Source organism: Viridibacillus sp. NPDC093762, from assembly GCF_050279675.1.
Lineage (GTDB): Bacteria > Bacillota > Bacilli > Bacillales_A > Planococcaceae > Viridibacillus.
The window spans coordinates 22,373-45,461 of sequence record NZ_JBNNUK010000008.1 but is presented as its reverse complement, the minus strand read 5'-3'; the positions used below and the strand labels follow the sequence as shown (position 1 = coordinate 45,461).

26 protein-coding genes and 3 pseudogenes are annotated in these 23,089 nt (G+C 34.4%); 6 read left to right on the top strand and 23 right to left on the bottom strand.

Going from position 1 to position 23,089, the window contains the following annotated elements:
* Positions 1-21 precede the first annotated feature (21 nt).
* Entirely contained in the window at positions 22-489 is a 468-nt protein-coding gene (locus ACQKM9_RS11755; protein ID WP_427734529.1) for a GNAT family N-acetyltransferase, read from the bottom strand.
* Between the two features lie 94 nt (positions 490-583).
* Positions 584-1,201: an NUDIX hydrolase gene (locus tag ACQKM9_RS11750; RefSeq protein WP_427734528.1), complete on the bottom strand. Its 618-nt coding sequence runs from the start codon at positions 1,199-1,201 to the stop codon at positions 584-586.
* A gap of 442 nt (positions 1,202-1,643) precedes the next feature.
* Between ACQKM9_RS11750 and ACQKM9_RS11745 the strand changes: the two genes are divergently transcribed.
* The 4 genes from ACQKM9_RS11745 to ACQKM9_RS11730 all read left to right on the top strand — a co-directional run bounded on the left by ACQKM9_RS11745 (position 1,644) and on the right by ACQKM9_RS11730 (position 4,048).
* Positions 1,644-2,561 carry a S8 family peptidase gene (locus ACQKM9_RS11745; RefSeq protein WP_427734527.1) on the top strand — a complete coding sequence of 306 codons (918 nt, stop codon included), beginning with the start codon at positions 1,644-1,646 and terminating at the stop codon, positions 2,559-2,561.
* An 11-nt stretch (positions 2,562-2,572) separates the two neighbouring features.
* Positions 2,573-2,731: a YvrJ family protein gene (locus ACQKM9_RS11740; protein ID WP_038186458.1), complete on the top strand. Its 159-nt coding sequence runs from the start codon at positions 2,573-2,575 to the stop codon at positions 2,729-2,731.
* A gap of 450 nt (positions 2,732-3,181) precedes the next feature.
* Positions 3,182-3,775 carry a sigma factor-like helix-turn-helix DNA-binding protein gene (locus tag ACQKM9_RS11735; RefSeq protein ID WP_427734526.1) on the top strand — a complete coding sequence of 198 codons (594 nt, stop codon included), beginning with the start codon at positions 3,182-3,184 and terminating at the stop codon, positions 3,773-3,775.
* A 54-nt stretch (positions 3,776-3,829) separates the two neighbouring features.
* Entirely contained in the window at positions 3,830-4,048 is a 219-nt protein-coding gene (locus tag ACQKM9_RS11730) for a helix-turn-helix domain-containing protein (protein ID WP_427734525.1), read from the top strand.
* Between the two features lie 358 nt (positions 4,049-4,406).
* On the opposite strand, the gene ACQKM9_RS11725 is transcribed toward ACQKM9_RS11730, so the two are convergent.
* The 12 genes and pseudogenes from ACQKM9_RS11725 to ACQKM9_RS11670 form a co-directional block, all read right to left on the bottom strand.
* Positions 4,407-4,742, bottom strand: a complete 336-nt coding sequence (locus ACQKM9_RS11725; RefSeq protein WP_076034731.1) for a zinc ribbon domain-containing protein YjdM — start codon at positions 4,740-4,742, stop codon at positions 4,407-4,409.
* Positions 4,743-5,047: 305 nt separating this feature from the next.
* Positions 5,048-5,740, bottom strand: a complete 693-nt coding sequence (locus tag ACQKM9_RS11720; RefSeq protein ID WP_427734524.1) for a YjjG family noncanonical pyrimidine nucleotidase — start codon at positions 5,738-5,740, stop codon at positions 5,048-5,050.
* A complete protein-coding gene (locus tag ACQKM9_RS11715; protein WP_427734523.1) occupies positions 5,737-6,198 on the bottom strand; it encodes a DMT family transporter in 462 nt (153 codons plus the stop codon). The genes ACQKM9_RS11720 and ACQKM9_RS11715 overlap by 4 nt, the downstream gene beginning before the upstream one ends.
* A gap of 26 nt (positions 6,199-6,224) precedes the next feature.
* A complete protein-coding gene (locus tag ACQKM9_RS11710) occupies positions 6,225-6,923 on the bottom strand; it encodes a Crp/Fnr family transcriptional regulator (RefSeq protein ID WP_427734522.1) in 699 nt (232 codons plus the stop codon).
* 49 nt (positions 6,924-6,972) lie between these two features.
* The gene (locus ACQKM9_RS11705; protein WP_427734521.1) at positions 6,973-7,398 is read right to left on the bottom strand and encodes a DMT family transporter; all 426 of its coding nucleotides are present in this window, start codon (positions 7,396-7,398) and stop codon (positions 6,973-6,975) included.
* Positions 7,399-7,565: 167 nt separating this feature from the next.
* On the bottom strand, positions 7,566-8,477 hold the full coding sequence (locus ACQKM9_RS11700) for a DMT family transporter (protein ID WP_427734520.1): 912 nt from the start codon (positions 8,475-8,477) through the stop codon (positions 7,566-7,568).
* A 226-nt stretch (positions 8,478-8,703) separates the two neighbouring features.
* Complete coding sequence (locus ACQKM9_RS11695) at positions 8,704-9,867, bottom strand: iron-containing alcohol dehydrogenase (RefSeq protein WP_427734519.1); 1,164 nt, start codon at positions 9,865-9,867, stop codon at positions 8,704-8,706.
* Between the two features lie 336 nt (positions 9,868-10,203).
* Positions 10,204-10,347 (bottom strand): annotated as a pseudogene (locus ACQKM9_RS11690) (FMN reductase); the annotation flags it as partial.
* Positions 10,344-10,952 carry an NADPH-dependent FMN reductase gene (locus ACQKM9_RS11685; protein ID WP_427734518.1) on the bottom strand — a complete coding sequence of 203 codons (609 nt, stop codon included), beginning with the start codon at positions 10,950-10,952 and terminating at the stop codon, positions 10,344-10,346. The gene ACQKM9_RS11685 and the pseudogene ACQKM9_RS11690, both read right to left, overlap by 4 nt.
* Positions 10,953-10,988: 36 nt before the next feature.
* Positions 10,989-11,966: a ring-cleaving dioxygenase gene (locus tag ACQKM9_RS11680; protein WP_427734517.1), complete on the bottom strand. Its 978-nt coding sequence runs from the start codon at positions 11,964-11,966 to the stop codon at positions 10,989-10,991.
* A 75-nt stretch (positions 11,967-12,041) separates the two neighbouring features.
* Complete coding sequence (locus tag ACQKM9_RS11675; protein ID WP_427734516.1) at positions 12,042-12,476, bottom strand: MarR family winged helix-turn-helix transcriptional regulator; 435 nt, start codon at positions 12,474-12,476, stop codon at positions 12,042-12,044.
* A gap of 263 nt (positions 12,477-12,739) precedes the next feature.
* A complete protein-coding gene (locus tag ACQKM9_RS11670; RefSeq protein ID WP_427734515.1) occupies positions 12,740-13,255 on the bottom strand; it encodes a YhcN/YlaJ family sporulation lipoprotein in 516 nt (171 codons plus the stop codon).
* 277 nt (positions 13,256-13,532) lie between these two features.
* Here ACQKM9_RS11670 and ACQKM9_RS11665 point away from each other — a divergent pair, with 277 nt between their 5' ends.
* Positions 13,533-15,272: a methyl-accepting chemotaxis protein gene (locus ACQKM9_RS11665; RefSeq protein WP_427734514.1), complete on the top strand. Its 1,740-nt coding sequence runs from the start codon at positions 13,533-13,535 to the stop codon at positions 15,270-15,272.
* A 77-nt stretch (positions 15,273-15,349) separates the two neighbouring features.
* On the opposite strand, the gene ACQKM9_RS11660 is transcribed toward ACQKM9_RS11665, so the two are convergent.
* The 8 genes and pseudogenes from ACQKM9_RS11660 to ACQKM9_RS11625 form a co-directional block, all read right to left on the bottom strand.
* Positions 15,350-16,447: a DUF418 domain-containing protein gene (locus ACQKM9_RS11660; protein ID WP_427734513.1), complete on the bottom strand. Its 1,098-nt coding sequence runs from the start codon at positions 16,445-16,447 to the stop codon at positions 15,350-15,352.
* Positions 16,448-16,741: 294 nt separating this feature from the next.
* Positions 16,742-17,243, bottom strand: a pseudogene (locus ACQKM9_RS11655) (O-methyltransferase); the annotation flags it as partial.
* Positions 17,244-17,264: 21 nt separating this feature from the next.
* Complete coding sequence (locus tag ACQKM9_RS11650; RefSeq protein ID WP_427734512.1) at positions 17,265-17,894, bottom strand: WHG domain-containing protein; 630 nt, start codon at positions 17,892-17,894, stop codon at positions 17,265-17,267.
* Positions 17,891-18,595, bottom strand: a complete 705-nt coding sequence (locus tag ACQKM9_RS11645) for an MBL fold metallo-hydrolase (protein ID WP_427734633.1) — start codon at positions 18,593-18,595, stop codon at positions 17,891-17,893. The genes ACQKM9_RS11650 and ACQKM9_RS11645 overlap by 4 nt, the downstream gene beginning before the upstream one ends.
* A gap of 178 nt (positions 18,596-18,773) precedes the next feature.
* Positions 18,774-19,799 carry a DUF4179 domain-containing protein gene (locus tag ACQKM9_RS11640; protein WP_427734511.1) on the bottom strand — a complete coding sequence of 342 codons (1,026 nt, stop codon included), beginning with the start codon at positions 19,797-19,799 and terminating at the stop codon, positions 18,774-18,776.
* On the bottom strand, positions 19,796-20,368 hold the full coding sequence (locus ACQKM9_RS11635) for a sigma-70 family RNA polymerase sigma factor (protein ID WP_427734510.1): 573 nt from the start codon (positions 20,366-20,368) through the stop codon (positions 19,796-19,798). The genes ACQKM9_RS11640 and ACQKM9_RS11635 overlap by 4 nt, the downstream gene beginning before the upstream one ends.
* A 203-nt stretch (positions 20,369-20,571) precedes the next feature.
* Positions 20,572-21,204, bottom strand: a pseudogene (locus tag ACQKM9_RS11630) (LysE family translocator).
* Between the two features lie 58 nt (positions 21,205-21,262).
* Complete coding sequence (locus ACQKM9_RS11625; RefSeq protein WP_427734632.1) at positions 21,263-21,820, bottom strand: cysteine hydrolase family protein; 558 nt, start codon at positions 21,818-21,820, stop codon at positions 21,263-21,265.
* Between the two features lie 276 nt (positions 21,821-22,096).
* Between ACQKM9_RS11625 and ACQKM9_RS11620 the strand changes: the two genes are divergently transcribed.
* Complete coding sequence (locus ACQKM9_RS11620) at positions 22,097-22,342, top strand: hypothetical protein (RefSeq protein ID WP_427734509.1); 246 nt, start codon at positions 22,097-22,099, stop codon at positions 22,340-22,342.
* A 136-nt stretch (positions 22,343-22,478) separates the two neighbouring features.
* Here ACQKM9_RS11620 and ACQKM9_RS11615 read toward each other — a convergent pair whose 3' ends face one another.
* Complete coding sequence (locus ACQKM9_RS11615; protein WP_427734508.1) at positions 22,479-22,952, bottom strand: DinB family protein; 474 nt, start codon at positions 22,950-22,952, stop codon at positions 22,479-22,481.
* Positions 22,953-23,089: the final 137 nt, after the last annotated feature.

Here is a 23,089-nt window from a genome sequence, read left to right as displayed (position 1 = left end):
TCTAAACTATTATAAATTCTCCTATTTATTCATTACGATAAATTCTGTTGAGTCATTACTAAATTCCATCATCTTAACAAAGCCAAGTTTTTCATACAAATGAATAGCCCTATGATTAAATTTAGCAACAGTTAAACGTATTGGTAAAAAATTTTCATTTTGAATATGGTTAAGTATGAATGCAAAGAAGGTATAACCATTCCCTTTACCAGTTAATCCAGGCTTCATTCCTATACCAATATCAACTCGTTCCTCTACATAGGCACCAAATAGAGAACCAATTGGTACTTGCGCTGACTGTCCAATACAATAAAAGCCGACCAATTCTCCATTAGCATCTGCTACTGAATAATATGGATTTTCTAGCATTTCATTTAATGAATCTGTATCTAAATCATTGTTATAAAAATCATATGGGGCTTCATATCTCCAACTTAAAATTTCCTTTGCAAGATCGATATTCATTTTACCAACAAATAATTGCTGCATCGAATCACCTCTTCCAATTGCTATAAAACATTCTTATTTACTAGTTATTTTTAATCCACTCGATTAATTATAAAATTACTATTACAGAAATAAATTAATCTAAATAAACGGGTGCCTGTGGATTATTTAGATTTGTAAATACCCAATTAATTTGAGATTGTGTATTCCGAGCTTTTGATATGGTTGGCAATTCATTTTCAGAGAAAAACGCCACCGCATTGGTTTCAATGCCCTTCATTGGTTCTCCACCAATTATTTCACATTTTATAAACATTTTATAAACGTGATAAAGAGATGGGGGATGTGGATGGCACTTCTTATCTAGTACGCCTAATAACTTAACTGCCTTTACTTCAAACCCTGATTCTTCTTTTACTTCTTTTACTGCTACTTCACTTGGCGTCAGCCCAATATCAGCCCATCCTCCTGGTAGCGCCCAATCACCATCAGTATTTTCTCTAACCATTAATAATTTATTATCTTGAAAAATGACTGCCCTAATATCTACTTTCGGAGTGGCGTAACCAGTTTCATTCGCAAATAGATCCTTTATTCTTACCTTATCTATTCCTGTTTGATACGACAGCATTTCCACGCTAATTTCCTTTATTAACTCAAACCTTTCCAAGTCGTAGACATCTTTTGAATAAGTTAACCCCGCCTGTGCGATAGATTGAAGCTGTTTCGCCCATTCAAGCCATTTAGGTTCCATTGATCATCACCATCCATCCTAACTAATGTCATATAATTACATTCAATTATATAAAATACCTGAAAATTTGTATATTATTCAATAAAAGAATTTATTTGGAAGGTATTTAATTGAAATGGATTTTCTACATTTATCACAAATAAAGCGAAGATCGCCGCACCTTACTTTCTTCTATCCCCCCTAAATTTCCTGGACATTCTATGTAAGCATTCAATTTCTCTTTTGCTATAGTGATAATAGAACTAAATTGATTAACTATTTTGATAATTTATTCTAAATATCTCTTTATAGAATATAACGGATTATAAAGGAGGAATTCAAAGGGATAAATTAAACATTGTCTAGGAAATATTGGCCGAGACATTACTTTATTCATTATGATTTGCCAAGCGTCGAGTGAAATTCTTTTATACAAAAAACTAATATGAAAAGGATGGATAATATGCCGAAAATCGAATTAGGTAAATACAAAATTTTATCATTTTATAATGATTTAGAGGTTGTTCCTCCTGGAGTAGATCTCATCAAAGCAAGAGAAATTTGGACAGAGGCTTCCGAAGGTAGTGGAGTCGTTATAGCCATTTTGGATACGGGTATTGCCACACATCACCCTGATTTAACAGATGCCATTATCGGTGGATATAATTTCACAGATGATGATAATGGTGAGCCCAGCATTTTTGAAGATCATAATGGCCATGGTACACACGTTGCTGGAATTATAGGAGCTAGAAATAATGGCGTGGGTGTTATAGGTGTAGCACCTAAATGTAACTTACTTATTCTAAAAGTATTAGATAAAAGAGGGGCCGGTTCTTATGATCAATTAGTTGAAGCTTTGGATTATGCAATGAAATGGACAGGTCCTAATGGTGAGAAAGTAAGCGTGATTAATATGTCGTTAGGCGGTCCTACACATACAAATGAATTATATAAAACGATAAAAAATGTATATGATGCAGGTATTATTATTGTTGCTGCAGCTGGGAATGGCGGTGATGGCGATTCTGAAACATACGAAATTTCATATCCGGCGTTTTATGAAGAAACGCTTTCAATAGGATCTGTAAATAATGATTTAGTTCCTTCTGTCTTTTCTCATACTAATCTAAACCTAAAATTCATGGCACCTGGTGAAGATATTTTATCTACTCATTTAAATGGGCAATACGTAAAACTAACCGGTACTTCAATGGCAGCTCCACACGCTTCTGGAGCAGTTGCACTAGTTTTAAATCTCATACAAAAATATGATCAAATGCTACTCCCATCACAAGTTGAAAGATATTTTAGTAGTCATTCAAGAAAAATGGATTTCCCTATCAGTCAAGTAGGCAATGGCTTTATCCAATTAAACTAGGAGGGGTTATTATGGGAACCGATGCGGATTGGGTTTATTTAATCTCAAATTTTGGATTTCCAATTGTAATGACAATATACCTTTTGATACGTTTTGAAAAAAAACTAGAACGATTAACAGTTGGATTAGACTATCTCCGTGAAGTAATTGTTCAGAAAAAAAAAGGGTGAATTAAACAATAGAATCTCTTGTCTTAACTTATCAGACCATGATTATGGGAAGGGTCATAATATATGAAAACAACATCGACGATTACTAGACAATTCATAATGTAGAAGAGCAATATAGACAAATTATGACCCTTTCAATGTAATGTAGTAGTTAAAATTCACCACCCAATATCTTTCTTATAAAAAGCTGGAAGTCCCATCACCAAAAATCTTTATTCATTTTTAATAATGATATGCGTTTTCCAATAAAAATGATAAAAAAGATACATTTTCATTTCAAACATGTGTGTTATCGTTAAAATTAACATAATCACTAAATTAACCCATAAACTAGTAGCATAAATAATAATTCAAACACCACTTTTACTCCCAAAAAATTCTAAATTTCATAATACTATTTCTCGATTAATTTGCTTTATATTTCTCTTTCACATGAAAGGAGGAGTGTAGATGATGACAGTTAGAGAAGAAGAATTTTTCAAGAAATATGATGCTATGATGAAACAGCCTATTATGAAAGAATTCTTAAAAAGTGGTGATAATCAACGTATTTTTAATAAGGCAATCAATGACATGGACAAAGAAAGTATCGAACAACTAAATGCATCCTTTCGCAGATACTATAAAAACATTATTTTAATTTCTTATATCTCAAAAACTATCCACTTTTCTGCGATTGAATTTGATAAAAAATTACGTAATTATTATAAAAAAAACCTTCCTATTCCCGGTGTAACTGAAGAATCCATCGCTCAGGAAAAACATCTATTAATGGATCTTCTAATGTCGACCGATGAGGATACGACTTTTATCAATTTCCAACGAAAACAAAAAAACATTAGTGACTATATTGCCAATGCTCATCTAAATTCTAAAATGAAGTTGCTATCAAATAAGCAATTACGCATTTTGGAATTAATCTACATTCATAATATTAATAACAAACAAATCGCAAAAATATTAAACGAATCAGAACAAACTATTTCGTATAACCATCAAGCTGCTTTAAAGAAATTAAGAAATGCATGCAAACAGGAAAAATAAAATGGGGAATTACTTATTCAATTCACGTTTGTTAGAAAGAAACGGGGGAACATGATGGAAAATCAAATCTTGCATGAAGTAGAAAACAAAGACCTAGAGCGCTTACTAGAACTCTTTAGACCTGCTATTAAGAAAAGTTTGATTAACACTCGCATGCAAGAGCGAGAAGATTTGGAACAAGAGATTAGTATGAAAATTCTAGAGAAATTAAGTTATTTGCAAGAAATAAGAACACCAGATTTTTTTGAGTTTATCGAATATCATGTAGATTAATTTAATATGAGCTGATTCTATAGTTTCATAATCATAAGCGTCCCTCTTTACGAAATGCTCATGATTTGGTTCTAGTAAAGAATCCGCAAGATCACTTTGGTAAGCCCAAAATTCAAAAATAAGAGGGAACGTGTCCATATTGCTGATAAGTCTTCCTACAATTGAATTAAAGATGGATAATCTCAGAAAAAGGCAACGAATAAAGGACGAGTTATGCTGGTGCTAAAAAGTAGTGGGCCCTTACCATAACTATGCCTGAATTTGTTGTCTTTTATAATTAGTTTACTTAATGAAATGAAAAAGAACTCATTTTGATAAATTACTACTCAAAATGAATTCTCCTATAAGCAACCAGATATTAAATCTTTTTAACGAATTCCGATTTTAATTTCATTGCTCCAAAACCATCAATTTTACAATCAATATTATGATCGCCTTCAACTAAACGAATGCTCTTTACTTTTGTCCCGATTTTCAATACAGAAGAGCTACCTTTTACTTTAAGGTCTTTAATAACAGTAACCGAATCACCATCGTTTAATACATTTCCATTAGCATCCTTGATGACTTTTGTATCTTCACTTTCTTCAGATTCTAAAGTCCATTCATGCGCACATTCTGGGCAGACAAAAAGACTCCCATCCTCGTAAGTGTATTCTGAATTACATTTCGGACAATTTGGTAAATCTAACATCGTGTTTTTTCCTCCGTTCGTTTTGGTCCATTTTCCCCTAAATAGATTTATAGTGCTCCGTATAAATAGCTATTACGAGCTGGACATACTAAAATTATATAAGTTGTTTCTTGCATGCTTATATACTGTCATAGTCCTTTCAGATTTACAAGCCTTCCTTCAATTCCCGTTTTCACCAAAATGAATTATCATTTATTCTCTCCTCTATAATTCTTTTACACCCCATTTTTATGCAAATAAAAAACGCCCGATTCCCCAGCTTTAAGGCTGCATTTTCGAACGCATTAATAACAATAATTTTATTGCTATTTAGTATTTAGTATTTGATATAACTCATCAAGCTTTTGAATCTGATACATTGGCATAATTTCAGTGTTATTTGACTTCATATGTGGATTAAACCAACATGTATCAATGTTTGCTAGCTGCCCACCTTTAATATCCGAACTGAGGGAATCTCCGATAATTAAAGTATCTTCTGCCATGAAGTTAGGAATTCTTGCGAAGGCGTAATCAAAGTATTCCTTCATCGGCTTTTGAAAACCTGTATCTTCTGAAACGAAAATAGCTTTAAATAGCGTATGTAACCCTGAAGCTCGTAGACGTTTGTCCTGTGTTTTGGAAACACCATTTGTCACTATATATAAATTATATTTGTCTTGTAGGCTTATGATTAATTCCAAAGCACCCTCTATAAGCTGATGTCCTTCTTCTAAATGAATTCGATAATTTCTTTCTAATAAGGCTCCATCCACTTCTTTACCATATTCTTTAAATAGAAGAGAAAAGCGCGTATTTACTACCTCATCATGACCAATTTCACCCTTTTCAAAAGCACTCCAAAGACCTTGATTAATTTCCTTATAACGCTCTTCTATCTCTTTCGTTAAAGGTAATTTTTGATCTTTAAAAAGTAAGTATAATGCCTCTTTCTCCGCTGCTCCGAAGTCTAATAACGTATCATCTACATCAAATAATAATGTCTGATATTTTTTCAAATTTGCTCCCCCACTTCTGCTGTTCTACCACCAAATTTATAGACAATTATACCACCAGCTATGACTAGTACACCTAGTAACTGCCGGAATGTAAAAGGAACTTGCTCTAAACCAAACCACCCTAGTGAATCCCATAATAATGCGAAACAAAGTTGTGATGTCAGTACAATTGAAATGGCATATGTCGGACCAAGCAATTTAATACCATTCAAAATGCAGGTAACGACACCAACACCGATTAACCCGCTGAACCAATACCATGGTTGCATATTTTGTAAATTAAATAAGTTTCCACCCTCAACAATTAACCCCACCATCAGTGATGCTAAAAACCCCAGTCCTAACACCAATGTTGTTGAAGCCCAAGAACCTGTATGTTCATTTACTTTGCTATTAAAAATATTTTGCAAACCGACTAATGAACCTGCTACAAGCGCTAATATTAACCCTACAATCATCATTGTTACTCCTCACTACGTTTATTTCATTCATAAATATTGTGATTGGCAAGCGTGCTCAATGCCTCACGATTTGTTACATTGATTGAGTCTTTTGTACGTTCAATTAATCCTTCGGTGCATAATTGCTGAATAACTCGATTGAGATGTCTGTAACTCGTTCCAATTAAATCCGCTACATCCCTTAAACTATTTGTACTTAGTCCTCCATCATATTGTGCGTCGGATTCATCAAAAGAAATGGACAACAAATAACTAGCTAATCGTACTTCTACTGGATATAGCAAATTAAAGCTAAAAAAGTTTGATTTTATATGAAATTTCCTTGAAATGGTTTCGAGTAAGAATTGCAATAATGGCGTATAATCGCTCCCATACTTTTTTAGCCATTGATATTGAATACCGATCATAATAACAGGCGAAACGGCTTCAACTGTATTTATGATATCTATATCTTGAACGTATTCAATATCTCCAATGAGATAAAGTGGATTCTTAAAAGAGAGGATTAATTTTCTACCTTCCAAGGAGGTAGTAAACACTTTGATTTTCCCCTTCACAAGTATATAAAGATAATGCGACGAATCTCCCTGCGAACAAATATCTTCACCTTGGTCGAAGCTATAAAGCGATAAATGCTCAATTAAAGATTCATTGAAAATAGATTCTAATTGATAAGCTTTTAAATAATGATTGAGTTGCTCACGATTCTCTATTTTCTTCATGAACCATCTACACCTCCTATACTTTCGTCTTAATCATTCTAAAATTTTCTTATAAACCTAAAATAATAACTCCAGCTACCATCATTCCAATACCAATAAACTGTGGTAACTTCATCTGTTGTTTTGCCACACCAAACCAACCTTTAATATCAATAACAAAAGTTAAACCGAGCTGGGCAATGAGAACTGCTGATATAGTTAGCGTAACACCAATCTGATGAATCGCCGAAATATTACTGAAAATAATTATGGCGGCAAATGCCCCACCAACCAAATAGTATGGTTTTACTTTTTTGAACATTTGCAAGTTGCCATCTCTGACAAAAAGGAATATTAGTGAAGCTGTTACAAATCCTATTAATTGTGTTATTGTCGCAGTTTGCCAAGTACCAATATCTTGACTAATCCGTGCATTAGCTACCCCTTGTAGCGTAATAAAGGCTCCACCTAAAAACGCAAAAATAATTCCCCGCACATTCCTCTCCCCCATCCAAACTGTTCTCTCTATTAAAAAGCACATACGCTTATCTTGAAAAGGACATATGTCCCTATTGTATTTAACTACATATAAAAACCCCAAAAAGGGATTATTGAGCATCCGCATTTTGAGGCTATTTTTGCTATATTAATTAACAACTTGCTTTATAGATGCTTATGCTCTACACGCCGAACAAAGGAAAAACCTGCTTCTGGACGATTAATTAAATAAATACTGATTAATATCAATACTAATCCTAACAATAAAGAATATGTAAATGGTTCATTTAAGAACAGCGTACCAATGACAACTGCAATTAATGGTACTAAGAATGTAAAAGAGGCTACTTTGCTTGATTCACCAGAACTCATTAAATAGAAATATGCAGCCGTAGCACCTGGGACTGCGATAACCGCTCCAAATAATAAACAACTAATATAACTAATATTCCATGTTATATCTGAAATATGTTCTGTTGCTATACCACCCATACTTAAAATTGTTCCACCAACTATACTTTGGATTGCAACAAGCCATAACCCATGTACTTGTGAACTTGTTTTTTTCACATAAACAACGCCAACTGCCCAGCCTATACCGGTAATAAGTGCTAACATTATACCGAATAATGATACATTACCTGTAAAACCATCCAACGACACTGCAGCTACTCCTAAGAAACCTATAACAAGCCCCACTACTTTAATGGCAGATAATGATTCGTTTAGCCACATCCAAGCTAAAATTGGCACTAACACTGGTTGTAAATAAACAATAACGGAATATAGACCTGATGGTAAATATTGTAGACCAACTGTTTGAACTCCATTAAATATAACGGTATTCAACAAGCCAACAATCACATAAACTTTCCAATTCTTTTTCCATTCGATTTTGCGCCATTGTGGTAATAATATTCCAGCTAATAGAATACCACCAAATAATGTACGCATTCCTGCATATAACAAAGGCGGCGTATAATTAAGAGCCATTTTATATATCGGCCAACACATTCCCCAAGCGATGACCACAAATGTAATTAATAATGCGGTTTTTGCACGTGATTCTCTCTGCATCCCTATATCTCCTTTTACTTTTGACAATGTTCCAAAATGATTTACCTGATTTTTTAGAATCATCTATCTATTATTTTGGTATCCATTATTATATCTTAAGATAGTATTCTTCGTAAGTAAGGTTAAAAATGTTTTACATATTCATCTATTATGGGGAGAAATTAAAAAGAGCCATTGAGAGATAATCCCCTCAATGGCTCAATAAATATAATCTAATTTTCTATCATTACAATGATGCGCGATAAATATCCATTACATCTTCTTTATTCAGTTTTGTAAAATTACCGAATTCACCATAAATCATCGCTTTGTCTGCCATAACCTCTAGCTTGCTATCATCAATATCATAATCAACTAGTCGTGACGGGGCACCAATGCTGTTCCAGAATTCGCGAAGTTTTTGAATACCTTCTAATCCTGCTTCTTCATCAGTTTTCCCTTCAGGATCAACACCAAATACTCTTACAGCTAATTGTTTAAAGCGAGCTGGTTTGACTTTTAAATTGTGTTCCATCCAATGAGGGAATAGAATCGCAAGTCCACCGCCATGAGGAATATCATAAACTGCAGAAACAGCATGCTCAAGATTATGAGAAGCCCAGTCTCCACGATAGCCCATATTTAAAATACCGTTTAACGCCATAGTACCGTTATATAAAATCGTAGAACGATACTCATAATTTTCAAGGTCATTTAACAGCTTTGGTGCAGTCTCGATAACAGTTAACAGTAATGATTCACACATACGATCTTGGAAAAGGGTGTTTTCTTCAAGATGGAAATAATGTTCTAACACATGTGACATCATATCTACCATTCCGTAGATCGTTTGATCTTTCGGAACAGTATACGTATTAACAGGATCTAAAATTGAAAATTGCGGGAATGTCACAGCACTTCCCCAACCATATTTTTCGTTTGTTTCCCAATTCGTTATAACAGAACCAGCGTTCATTTCAGATCCTGTTGCAGCAAGAGTTAAAACTGTTCCGAATGGAAGTGCTTCTGTTGCAAATGCTTTATTAACTACTAAATCCCATGCATCACCGTCATATTTTGCACCTGCAGCAACAAGCTTCGTACAATCAATTACACTTCCGCCACCAACTGCTAAAATAAAGTCAATGTTCTCAGCTTTACAAATCTCAATTCCCTTTCTAGCTGTTGAAAGTCGAGGGTTTGGTTCTACCCCAGATAGCTCAAAAACCTCTGTGCCAATTTCATTTAACATATTCATTACATTGTCATATAGGCCATTACGCTTAATACTTCCGCCGCCATAAACAACTAATACCTTTTTACCGAATTTTGGCACCTCAGTTTTCAACTGCTCTAACTGTCCTTGTCCAAAAATAAGTTTCGTAGGATTCCAAAAAGTGAAATTTTGCAAAATAAAAAACCTCCTTATTCTCCTTTCATTATATATTTTATTTCTAAAAACTAACAATCATTTGACTGCAAGTAAGAGACAGCGCCCTTCTTGCTTCTACAAGTTTCTTTGTCTCCTTTGCATCACTATCTTCATCAAAGTAGTTAATGGCTACATGTGCCCGCTCAGTTCCATCGGATATCAATAAACTTTATGGAGGCGGATCTTTTTACATTACAAATAACTATTCTCTTTCAAAATAAGAAATCCCTATAAAACACTTAATGTTATATAGGGAATTTTAGAAAATTTATTATTTTATTTTAAGTACTTTAGTTTAAAATACAATTAATTTTATTAAAAATCGTATTCTGCATCTTTTGCTTTACGAATTTCTGCATATGCATCCACAAGCTGTACTGTATCATCTACTAAACGCTCTATACGGAAAAGAACATCATCATTCACAATTTCTTTTCTGTGGAAATCTTTTTCTTCTATTTACGTAAAGATTTTAAAGCGCCACTCCAAGCAACGACTTGGTCTAGCATATCGTTAACAGATGCTGCTTGAACATCGGCTGGTTTGAAAACAGTGCCGTTTTCAAAGTCAGTAAATAAAGATAATGCAGGATGTACACGAACATCTGCAACTAATAATTCTCCAAGAATTCCACGTAAATGTTCTGCCGCACGCGCCCCGCCTACTGAACCATAACTTACGATACCTGCCGCTTTATTGTTCCATTCAACACGTAGTAAATCCAATGCATTTTTTAATGCGCCTGTAATACTATGATTGTATTCTTGAACAATGAATACGAATCCATCACAGCCATTAATTTTCTCAGACCAACCACTAATCCCTTGAGTATCACCATTTGGGTCTCCTAAAAACGGTAATTTAAAGTCTGCGATATCAATGATTTCATATTCTGCATCTCCACGTTGATCAGCAAGACCTTTCACCCAATCTCCAACCTGTGGACTTACTCGACCTTCACGTGTACTTCCTAAAACAATACCTATTTTCAACATATCATTTCCTCCTAAATTTTCTTCTGTATGTTTAGTAGCTTTTCCAAATAACTTATCAATAAAACCCAATTCTTTCACCTCATAAAATAAATACTTGCCGCTCTCTTACTCTTTAATAAATTCTTTTGTGCTTCTTACTGTATCAATTGGACGAACTAGTTTTTCGATTTGCTCACGTTTTGGTTCTAAAAATGGAGGTAACGATAACTTTTCTCCAAGTGTTTCATACGGCTCATCTCCCATAAAGCCAGGGCCATCTGTTGCAAATTCAAATAAAATCCCTTGTGCAACTCTTACATATAAGGACTCAAAGAAATGACGATTAACGTAGCCTGACGTATTAAATCCGAAACCTTCCATACGATGAATCCATTCTTCTAGAACAGAACGGTCTTCTACTCGGAATGCAGTGTGATGAACTGATCCATAGCCTTGCTGCGCTTGAGGAAGAATAGCATTGAACTCTACGACAACTTGTGCACCGTTACCTCCCTCACCAACTTCAAACAAATGGAATGATCCTTCTTGAGCAATTTCTTTAAACGCCAATGCTTTTTCCATCATTTCTTTAAAGTAATCAAAATTAGCAATTCGGATAAAGACCGGTCCTAATCCTGTAATTGCATATTCTAAAGGAACTGGCCCATCTTGCCATGGTGTACCACTAGCTACTCCCTCATTGTTCTCATCCGAAATTAGTTGGTAGCGCTGATCGTCAAAATCCACAAAAGAAAGAGTCTTTTTGCCAAACTGTTCAATAATACCAGTATGTGCTACTTCTAATCGATTAAAGCGTTTTACCCAAAAATCTAATGCTGTATCATTTGGAACACGGAATGATGTTTTTGAGATTTCATTTGTACCGTGTACCCCTTTAGGAATGCCAGGGAAATCAAAGAATGTCATATCCGTTCCTGCACTCCCTTTATCATCCGCAAAAAATAAATGGTACGTTTGAATATCGTCTTGGTTAACTGTTTTTTTCACTAAACGCATTCCTAAAACATTTGTGAAAAATTCGTAGTTTTTTTCTGCACTACTTGTGATAGCTGTTACGTGGTGAATTCCTTTTAAATGGTTCATATTATATTCCTCCATTATTATATTTAGTTTATCTTCTAAATATATCTCGATTCCGAGATATATGATTAAAAAATTTTATATATCCTTTGCGTGAAGGCCAACTTTCTTAAGAAGATCAATAAAAATTTCTAATTCCTGGTTAGATAGTTCTTCAAAGATAGCATTGACTTTCTCCTCATGCTTAGGGAACGTATTATCCATAAAGACTTTTCCTAATTCAGTAATTGTTGCATAAGTTACTCGCCGATCATCAGGGCAAGCTCTTCGACGTACTAACTCTTTTTTCTCTAATTTATCTACAACATAAGTAATACTACTACTTGCAATTAAAATTTTCTTACCAATATGTTGTATAGGCTGTTCACCCTTATGATAAAGCAATTCCAAGACTGCAAATTCGGTTTGATTTAAACCATACTGTTGCATGTCTTTTCTAACAACATCTTGAACAGACTGTGATGCTCGAAGCAATACTGTCAGTGCTTTAAGATTATTATTTATTTGCATCATATTTTTTTCCTTTCAAAAATACATTTATCTCGAATTCATTTATCTTGAATTTAAGATAAATTTAACAGAGATTTTTTACATTGTCAACAGATTGGTTTATAGATTATTGCCATGTACTAAACTTTAATAACAACCACTGTAATTAAAGTTTGTTAATTTTTACTTCAATCTTTTTGCAAAAAGAAAAAGCCTGTTTTGAATAAAAGCATCAAAACAAGCTCTAAGTACTTGTTGTCTGTTAAATTACTCCCTTACAGTTATACTTAATGAGCATCAGGGAATACTCTTTTTACTGTATTCGAAAATTCTTCAAAAAATCCTTCAACCGGCTCATTCGCTCTGATTTTTTCCCCATATTGATTCATTTCTTTAACAAAATCAGGATTCAATGACACATATACATTTTTGAAATCAGCATTTGCAGCTCTTGCTTGGTCTGCAATCTTATCCTCAACCGTTTTGTCTCCATTTACGCCCTTTTTTAGCGTAACCGCTACATAAGCATTTTTATCCGTTACAATAACATTTGCTTTTTCTACTTCCTTCATTTCAGCAATTTTATCTGCAACGTCATCCGCCAATTCTAATTTATGTTCATTTTTAGTCGGTGTTTTTTCTGTTGTTGTTCCCTCTTCCTTAACCGTTCCATTTGCATTGTTCGTCGTTTTCTCTTTGACTGTTTCATTTGTGGCCGTTTCATTTGAAGTCTTGCTCGTTCCACATGCAGCTAAAGATCCCATAAGCAGTACCACCATAGATAGTTGTAAAATTTTACTCAATTAAAATCCTCCTTTTTATATGTCAGTAAGGTTAGTTTGCGCTATTTTTAATTGATTATTCCTTGCTTTTGCAGACTTACGAAAATTTTATTGAAACATTGCTCTGTTTAGACAATTGCTGAAATCAATTATCCCTTTCCATTCTTTTCATATTTATAAACCCGCAAAATTAATTAACAATTAAGAAAAAATGTCGATACAGATGATACCTATATTGCGCATACTATAGGAAGAATTAACTCAATATAGGTATTAAAAATATTCACGGAGATGAATCATGAAAAAAATCAAAATATCACTTAAAAGAAAATTAATAATACTTTGCATGCTTCTATTGATTATTCCTACAACAATCATTGGAATCAGTACATACTCTACTTCAAAAAAGGAACTAACTGCTTCTGGCAAAGAGGAACTACAGCAAAGTACACATATGGTTATTGCTATGATTTCCGTATTAAATCAGGAAGTTGAAGCAGGAAATCTAACACTAGAAGAGGCTCAAGAAAAATTAAGGGTTGAATTATTCGGAAAAAAAGATGCCGACAATTTACGACCAATTAAAGATGAATATACAATTAGAGATAACGGTTTTGTTTATGCCGTCGACGAAAATGCTGTAAACGTGATGGATCCTCGAAACGAAGGTGCCGAACTCATGAATACTGAAACAGAAGATGGTGTATTCATCGGGAAAGAACTTTTAGATACTGGAGAAAAAGGCGGTTATTTTACTTACAAATGGATGAATGCAAAAACCAATAAAATTGAAGGGAATATAGTCTATGCCGAGAAAGAGCCTAATTGGGGCTGGACAGTTGCCGCCAAATCGTTTGAAAAAGAGTTTAATAACGGTGCCTCAAAAGTTGCGATCACAACTGGCATTATTGGGGGAGTATCAATAGTTCTAGGAATTATCATCGCCTACTTTTTCTCTAGAAGATTAACGATGCCAGTTATTCAAATCAGTCACGAGCTAAATCGAACAGCTTCCGGCGATTTCTCTGGGGACAATGTGAAAGTTACTACAAATGATGAAATTGGTCTACTGACGCATGATTTCAATACTATGAAATCCACTATGAAAGACCTTCTTAGCCAAATCAATCAATCAACAGAACACGTGGCATCCTCATCAGAACAATTAACGGCTATCGCAGATGAAACAAGCAAAGCAACAGAAGAAATAACAAATTCAATTCAGCTTATTGCAAATGGCTCAGAAGAAAGCACTAACAGTCTACTAGAGAGTTCACAATCTCTGGAAGAAGTAACTTTAGCCATTCAAAATATAGCCGAAAATGCTGCAGATGTTTCTGAGGTCGGTGCAATGATTATGACCCAAGCGCAACAAGGTAATCTTTACGTTGAACAAACAGTAAAACAAATTAACTCAATCAATCAAAAAGTTAATGAAAGCGGAGATGTACTACGATTACTTGATTCAAGCTCAAATGAGATTGGCAAAATTTCTAATGTAATTACTGATATCGCCGATCAAACAAATTTACTTGCTTTAAACGCTGCTATCGAAGCCGCACGCGCTGGCGAACATGGTAAAGGATTTGCTGTAGTTGCAGAGGAAGTTCGGAAACTTGCGGAACAATCTCAAAGATCTTCTAAGCAAATTTCAAATTTAATAAAAGATATCCAACTTAACATGTCTCGCTCAACAGAGTCCATGAACCATGTTAAAGTTGAAGTACAAGATGGACTAAATATTGTCAGCAAAACCGATACAAGCTTTAAGGAAATCGTCGGTGAGCTAGAAAACATGAAAGAAAAAGTAACAGATATGGCTGCTACTGTAGAGGAAATGTCCGCTAGTGCACAAGAAGTTGCTGCTACCGTCGTCAATAATTCACATGCTACAAAAGAAGCGTCTGAGCATTCTCAAAGAGTTGCTGCAACAACCGAAGAACAATTAGCAGCGATGCAAGAAGTCACATCTTCTACAAAATCGTTGTCTAATCTTGCAGTTGAATTGCAGGATTTGGTTAACAAATTTAAAATGTAAGATTGATGATAATTACAACTCTAAAGGCGACATTTCGTTCAACATGAAGAAATGTCGCCTTTAATTATGTTCTATTTTTATTTAGTTAAATATCTCATTAACCACTCTACCGGACCCCTTGAGTATTTTCGCTTCCAAAGTCCACTAAATAAAATACATAATGAATAAAATACAATACAAAAACTATAAATAAAGAATAGTGATTGATGCTCAGCTCGACCAATCCATTCTAAAAAACTTACACCAATTAGAATATGTGCGATGTAGTGTGTTAACGTCATTTGCCCAGAAGCAATGATTGATGTAACAAGTTTATTTTTTGAAAATCGCTCAGTGATATATAAGGAGATGATTAAAATGATAAAGGCTGAGCCACTTGCAGAGATAATATAAAGAATGCTTGGCAATATAGGACCTGTATTAAATAAAAACTCCGCTACTTCAGTTGTTAAAATGGAGGCAGTTTGTGAAATCAATATCTTCGACAGAGATTCTGAGAACACAAGAATTATCACGCCTACCATTAATAATTTGCGACGTATACGATTACTTCGCAGATCAAAGCTGCCAATGACTAACCCAACTAATATAAATGCAAACCATGGGAAAATTGGATGGTACCCATTAAAGAATAGATTACGCAAAAATCCATTAATCGTCCAAAAATCCATATAATCCATGTACAATGCATAAGGATTCCACCCTACAAACACATCAAATGTTAACTGTAACATTTGTGCAATCGTAACAACTGCGAGCACAATGTATAGGAGTATTTTTTGTTGGAAACTAATTAAGAATGCGATGAAAAATAAATAGACACCGTAATAATGGAGAATATCACCTGTCCACCCTACTAAATACAATCCCAAACCTACTATAAATAGAAATAATGCTCGTTTCCAAATGACGATTCGCATGTCCCCGATCAATTGATCATTGTTTCCTTCTCTTGCCTTACGAGTCATTAGCGCGATTCCGATACCCGCCAGCAATACAAAAAGTGCCGACGCTCGCCCTTCAAAAAGTGCAGTCAAATGAACTAACCAATCAGGTCCATTCGTCCCTGCTCCAGTAATAACAGTAAAATTCACAATGAACATACCGAACATTGCCAAAGAACGAGCGAAATCGAGGCCTGTAATACGCCTTATAGTTTTACTCACATAACCCATCTCCTAAATGGTGATATCAACATCTTTCTCATAACAATTAAGAAACTAAAACTCTTCGTTTGTTTTTTACCTATCGTTAGGTAAATTATGATTGAATGATGTCCGTTTTTCAACATAAAGTCTTAAGCAAAAAAATAATCCTAAATGCTATCAACTTCTGATAGCATTTAGGATCCTTAGGATATATAGATTGTTACGAGTTTGAATTTAAATATTTAAAAATGAATTTCGTATATGTTAACACTTTCAATTTGCACAAGCGATCCCTTTCTTAATCATTCTAAAAATTAACGCTCATTTTACAACACTAACCACATATCCTTCATACCCTTTAGATCCTACTGTTTGAAGAGCCGTAGACTCGATGCTAGGTTCGCTTTCTAATAAGCTTATAATTTGGCGTATGCCTTGTACTCGTTCATCTTCGCTTGTCTCGTTAATTAGCTCTCCATCACGTACTACATTGTCTGCAATAATAATTGCCCCTGGCATAGCCAGTTCTAATGCCCATTTTAAGTAATGAGGATTATTGGGTTTATCTGCATCAATGAAAATTAAGTCAAATGGGGCTATTCCTTTTTCGCAATGTAGCAAGTGCCTTACCTACAATTACTGCTACTTTATCCTGACACCCTGCTTGCGGAATATTCCGTTCCGCTATTTTTTCATGTTCGCCCTCTGCCTCTAATGTATATACTTTTCCCTCTTCAGGTAATGATCGTGCAAGCCATATAGTGCTGTATCCGCCAAGTGTACCAATTTCTAATATATTCTTTGCCCCTTTAATCTTAGCTAAATGTAGCAAACCCTATCCATGCTACATGTTATTTTGAGGATCTTTATCCCCGTTACTTATAACGGAATGAATTCCTTCTATAAAAGTATTGATGAGAACTGAAAAGCTTTTATCAATATCAAGTGGCATTCCAAAGCCACCCATTTGTTCAATTGATGAAAATCCATGTAAAATACTTCGCAACCCTCTAACCATATGAATCGCCGTTTCATCGTTCAAATTGTAGGCTTGTAACACTTGAACAACTAGCTGTACGACTGACTCCTGGACACGCTGTAATTCTTTATCGTTAGCATCCACGAAACGATTACTAGCTTCATACAGCCCAGGGTGAGTTCTGACAAAATGAATATATGACTCACTTACTGCACGCACTGCATCATCACCTGCTTTTCCGACTGCTGCTTGCAGCATATATTCATGTAGTTTTTCAATTCCATGAATAGCCAACTTCTGCTTCAATCCATTTAATCCTTCAAAATGATTATACAAAGAAGGTGGTCGTACCCCCAATTTCTCTGCTAACAAGCCTAGTGAAAGTTGGTCTACCCCATTCTCGTCAACTAGTTCTGTTGTTTTCTCTAAAATAATTGATAAATCTAATTTCATACGTCGAGTCATTTCAATATCACTTCCTATTTGGTTTATCAAAATTTCATTTCTGCTTCAGCTATTGCTTGCTCCATTTTAGTTCTTGGTTGTTCCAGCATATTACCATGCCCAACAGCAAGTAGACTAGGTTTATAACCAATTAATTTCTTTGCACTTTCAAGAGCTATATGTTTATCCCATGTAGCTAAAGCTGGGAAAGGAAATAAAGGATTCATTAAACCTGATACTACTACTTTGCCTCTAGTAATGAGGGCATCACCTGCAATTAGACTACGATTACGTGAATCAAAAAGAGTTATGGAACCTGGTGTATGTCCTGGAGTGGCGATCACTTCTAATGAACCTATACGATCTCCATTCTCTAATAATAAATCCGGTTTGGTTTTAATGTTCTTTGGAACCCCACCACGAATTGGTGTTTTTTTTTCATTTGGTAACAAGGTGGAGTTTCCGTCCAATAATAGGGCATCCCTAGAAGAAATGCTTACTTGAGCATTAGGCAACAATTCTTTTAGCGCATCTAGTGCACCTATATGATCATTGTGTGCATGGGTAAGGACAATTCTAGTAATCGGTTTTCCTATACTCTTGGCAGCATCTATTATTCCCTTTGTACTGAAAGGTAGTGCAGCATCAATCAATGTAAGTTCATTTTCCTCCTCCACTAAATAGCAATTTACCGGAAAAATCCTTGGCATAAAAGACAACTGAAATACTGTACCAATTTTCGTAATTCTCATCATTTATCAAACTCCTTCCGAAAAAACTAACTTAATTATCATAATAACTAATAAGATTAGTTTTTGCAATATTATAATTTATGTTTTAGGGATAGAAATTATTAGGCAATAAATAAAAATAAATCCACTTCAAAATTAATCGAAGTGGATTCTTACTTTGGAACGATTATAAAATTATTTAATCAAGGGGAATCTCAATTGTTTTCATTTTATATTTCTCGCTACCTTTTGCTTCCCCTAAACTCAAAATCATTGTCGGTTCAATGTAAAGTTTTGTAGCCCTTTTATCAATGACTCCTATTGATTGACTCCATTCAGTAGTTACACCATTATCCATACTTGAACCTCCATTATCTACAACGTGATATACATTGCCGACATCATCACGAATAACAAGTGTAGGACTTGCCAAATGCCATTTTTTTAATACTCTCGATTCAGTGATTTGTTTCATCTTAATAACCGTTGAAACATCCGTTTTACGAATCTCATTAATAATTAATGTCATGCCTGCATCTGTTATAGATTGATTTACTAACTGAATTTCATCTTTGACTTTCTCTAGTTCAAAATTAAACTTCCAATCTCCATTAACCGTTTCATTCGTTGTATTATTTGTAAAACTTTTAGGAGACCACTGTACTTGAACTTTTTCTAGATCTTTTTTGAAAGTTGGGGTTACACGTGCTAAACCTACATATTTCGTTGGACTAATTTGTTGAAGCGAATCTCCTCCACCAATTGCAACACTACCTTCAACGTCTATGAACTGTCCAACTCTTGGATTTACTCCTAAATCATGTTCTGTTTCTAATGCGTAAGTAATTGTAATTGTATTACCATCATATACAGCATTTTCAATCATCATTGTAATGCCATTACTTATGTCTAATTGTTCAATATCCGTTGCGTAGTCTGAATATTGTTCATAAAGCTTATCATTGTCAGAAGTAAAATAATTGACGATACCTTTTATAAATGGGAATTGTGATGCTACACTCGGTATCGCAAAACTAACTGTAGTTGCACTTCCAACTAATATCATTAACGCTACTACTGCAATACGCCAAACTGGACGTTTAATTTTCGGCATTTTTTTATTAATAATACGCTGCTTCATACGAGTCTTTTCAATATCCGTTACATCCATTGGTTCAATATCTTCCACATTTAAATTTGCCCACTTTTTATATTGTTCTGTCATGTCCATCGCTCCTCCAACCTCTTTGTTAAGGAATACGCTAACTTTCTCTTCCCACGGTATAAGCGGTTATCTACTGCTGCTTTTGATATAAAAAGAGCGTCTGCAATTTCGCCGTTCGCCATCTCTAGGAAATACTTCATTGTGAATATATCTCTGTCTACTGGTTCCAATTTACTTAGCTCAAACAGCAATTCATTTCTCTCTTCACGCTGCAAAACCTGATCTTGGATTAAATTTCCTGAAGTAAGATTATCTGTCCCATCAAGCACCTGCTCTCTCGCTTGTCGCCTCTCTAATACTCGGTATTGGTCAATGGCTTTATACTTTGCAATCATGCCAATCCATTTTTTGAATTCGATTGCATCACCCTTAAATTGCTTCGTATTTTGCCATATTGATAAAAAAACATCGCTCACACACTCTTCGACTAAATCCACTTTTCCAAGGGGGTGTAGAATTTTATAAACAATTGCTTTTATAAAAGGCATATAAGTATCGATAACATATTCAAGTGCCGCTTCATCTTGCCTCTTTAATCGTTTAACGAAATTTTCCTCTGAAACTCTCATGGCATGATCTCCTTTTGAATTGAAAAAGCTTTTTCACTATATACAACGAACTCAACTTATTGATATTCTCATATTTTTTAAAAAAAATACGAAAACATACAAATTCCCCCGTCTTAAACCCAATTTACTCTAAACACTAAAAAAGCATCCATTTTGAAATGGATGCTTGATTTTTAAAACATTAACTATAATCTACAATATCTTTATTGAGGGGCCTTTGTCTGAAGCAATTTCAAACCCATCCCGATAAATTTTATGCCTGTAATCTTGTTCAAATACATTCCCATTCTTTCGCTATCTCCAATTTTCCGGGAAATAAATGCGGAAAAATAAGCAATAAATAAACACCCTACTAAACCAGTGATTGTAAATGTGAGCCCTAAAATCATAAATGGTACAGGACCAGCAGCCTTTGTATCAATAAATCGCGGAAGAAACGCGATGAAAAATAAAGCAACTTTAGGGTTTTTAAGACTCGTCAAAAGCCCTTGTATATGTATTTTCCTTTCGTTTTGTTTATTAGACTTTGAAGAATCCAAGCTTAAATTTGTTTTATCAAGTAATATTTTAATGCCGAGATAGACTACATAAATCACACCAACTATTTAAATAATATTAAATAGAATAAGTGATTTTGTAAGTATGATTGATAACCCAAAAGCAACTAACAACGTATGGATTAATACTACACTACAAATACCTAATACAGAATACACGCCTGCATTTCTCCCTTGAGCAATACTTCTCCCCGCTATATACATAGTGTCTGCGCCAGGAATTAAATTCAATAAAATGCCTGTAATCAAAAACACCTCAATATTAATTACTCCATACATTATGACACCTTCATCATTTTCTCTTTATTCCAAATGTGGAGAAAACGAACTTAAGTTTTTATCTATAATTGTTATGGGTTGGTTGAAACAGATCCTCATTACTTTTTCTAACAACAGAAAAATTATCTACATTGTAATGACCATGAAGTATTTCATTATGGTGGTTTATTATCTTTTCAGCAGATAAGGTTGAAGAATCTGTTGTTGAATGACCATCTTCTACTAAAGTAACATCGAAATCATTTATTGTTGCTGTTCTAACAGCAGTATCAATACAATGTTCTGTTTTACATCCCATAATAACAATGTGCTCTATTTCATGATCTTTTATAAATGCCAGTAATGGCGTTCCATAAAACGAATTTGTTGCCTTCTTATCAAATACCTTTGAAGTAACAGGGACTTTAATTTCCTTATGGATTTGAAATCCTTTACCTTCACCTTCAGCCACATCTTGATCTCTTATAAAGACAACCAATGCATTCGAATCTATCGCCTTATCTATAACTGAATTAATACTATCCAATAGGTTCTCTTTATTCAAAACACATTGCTCTTTTTCGTTACCATCAATTAATTCTTGTTGCGCATCAATTACTAATAATGCTTGTTTCAATAGCAAAACCTCTTCTCATTCTAATTTAAATATCTACCTCATCAAACAATTTCCCTCTGTTATGATTCATAATTACCTCTTCTCTTTTGTAAGGTTAGAAGCACTATATGAGTTAAATTATGTTTCATTTTATATTTCGTTATTAAATCACCATAATCCTCTTTAACAATACTACTGTCCTTCAACTTGGTGCTCATATGTAAAAAAACTGCGAGTATTGATCTCACAGTTTGTAACAACTATCTATTTTATTCAAAGATTTTTTTATACGCTTTTATGAAGAAACCGTTCTTATTTAAAGAATACTCCCAATTTCATTATACAAACCTAAACGTTCAGCGCGATATGCTCTGGCCCCTTTTGGAAATCCTGCCAATAGCACCTGAAAACAGCCAAGCTGCTAGCATAAGAGCGAGGGAATTTAAAAATCGTTCACCCATAATTTCACTTACAGGTTTAAGTTGGGGTTCTGCTGTACTAAAAGGTGATTTAGGGACTTCGATGATTTTTAGAGATAGTTAAACTATTAGTAAGGCAACATTACTATCTACTGAAAGATGGTTTTTTACAGCCTCATTCTCAAAAGATATCATATTCATAAAAATCACAAAAAAAGCCCCCCAAAAACAGGTGAGCTTTTGCATCAAAAAAATTGATTTTATGCTTGCATTTCTTTTGTTGGTCCCATTACACCTGGCACTGTTAATCCGGCTTGGCGCAATAGTACTGTCATTTGACCAAGATGATGTATTTGATGGTCAATTACTGCACGTAATAGTTTACCGCGTGCAATCGGTCCTCCGAAACCATTAACTTCTTCAAGTAATGCTTCATCTGTTAATTTTGCTGCTTCTACTTTATAAGCCTCTATTACTTGCTCGTAAGCATCAACTATTTCAGTTACTTCTGTAGGTGCTTCTTGATCCCGGCCAGGTCCTGGTATCTGAAGTCCTGCAAAATGGCCAAATGCTGCTCCCGCACCAACTAAATGCCAAGCTAACCATCCAAGTGTACTATGTCCTTCTACAATACTTTGACCTAGCGTGTCATTCGTCAACACTTTTAATACACTCAACGTATTTGCTGAAGATGCAGACCAATCTTCTAGAAAATCTTCTACTTTACGATACATATTCTTCACTCCTATGCTAAATTACGTTCTACAAGTTTATCATAACGAAATGAACATGAGATATGCAATTTTAAGGATTTAAGAGATACATTCTTTTGTCTATAATCTTTTAATAACTTAGCAAAATAAGTTATATT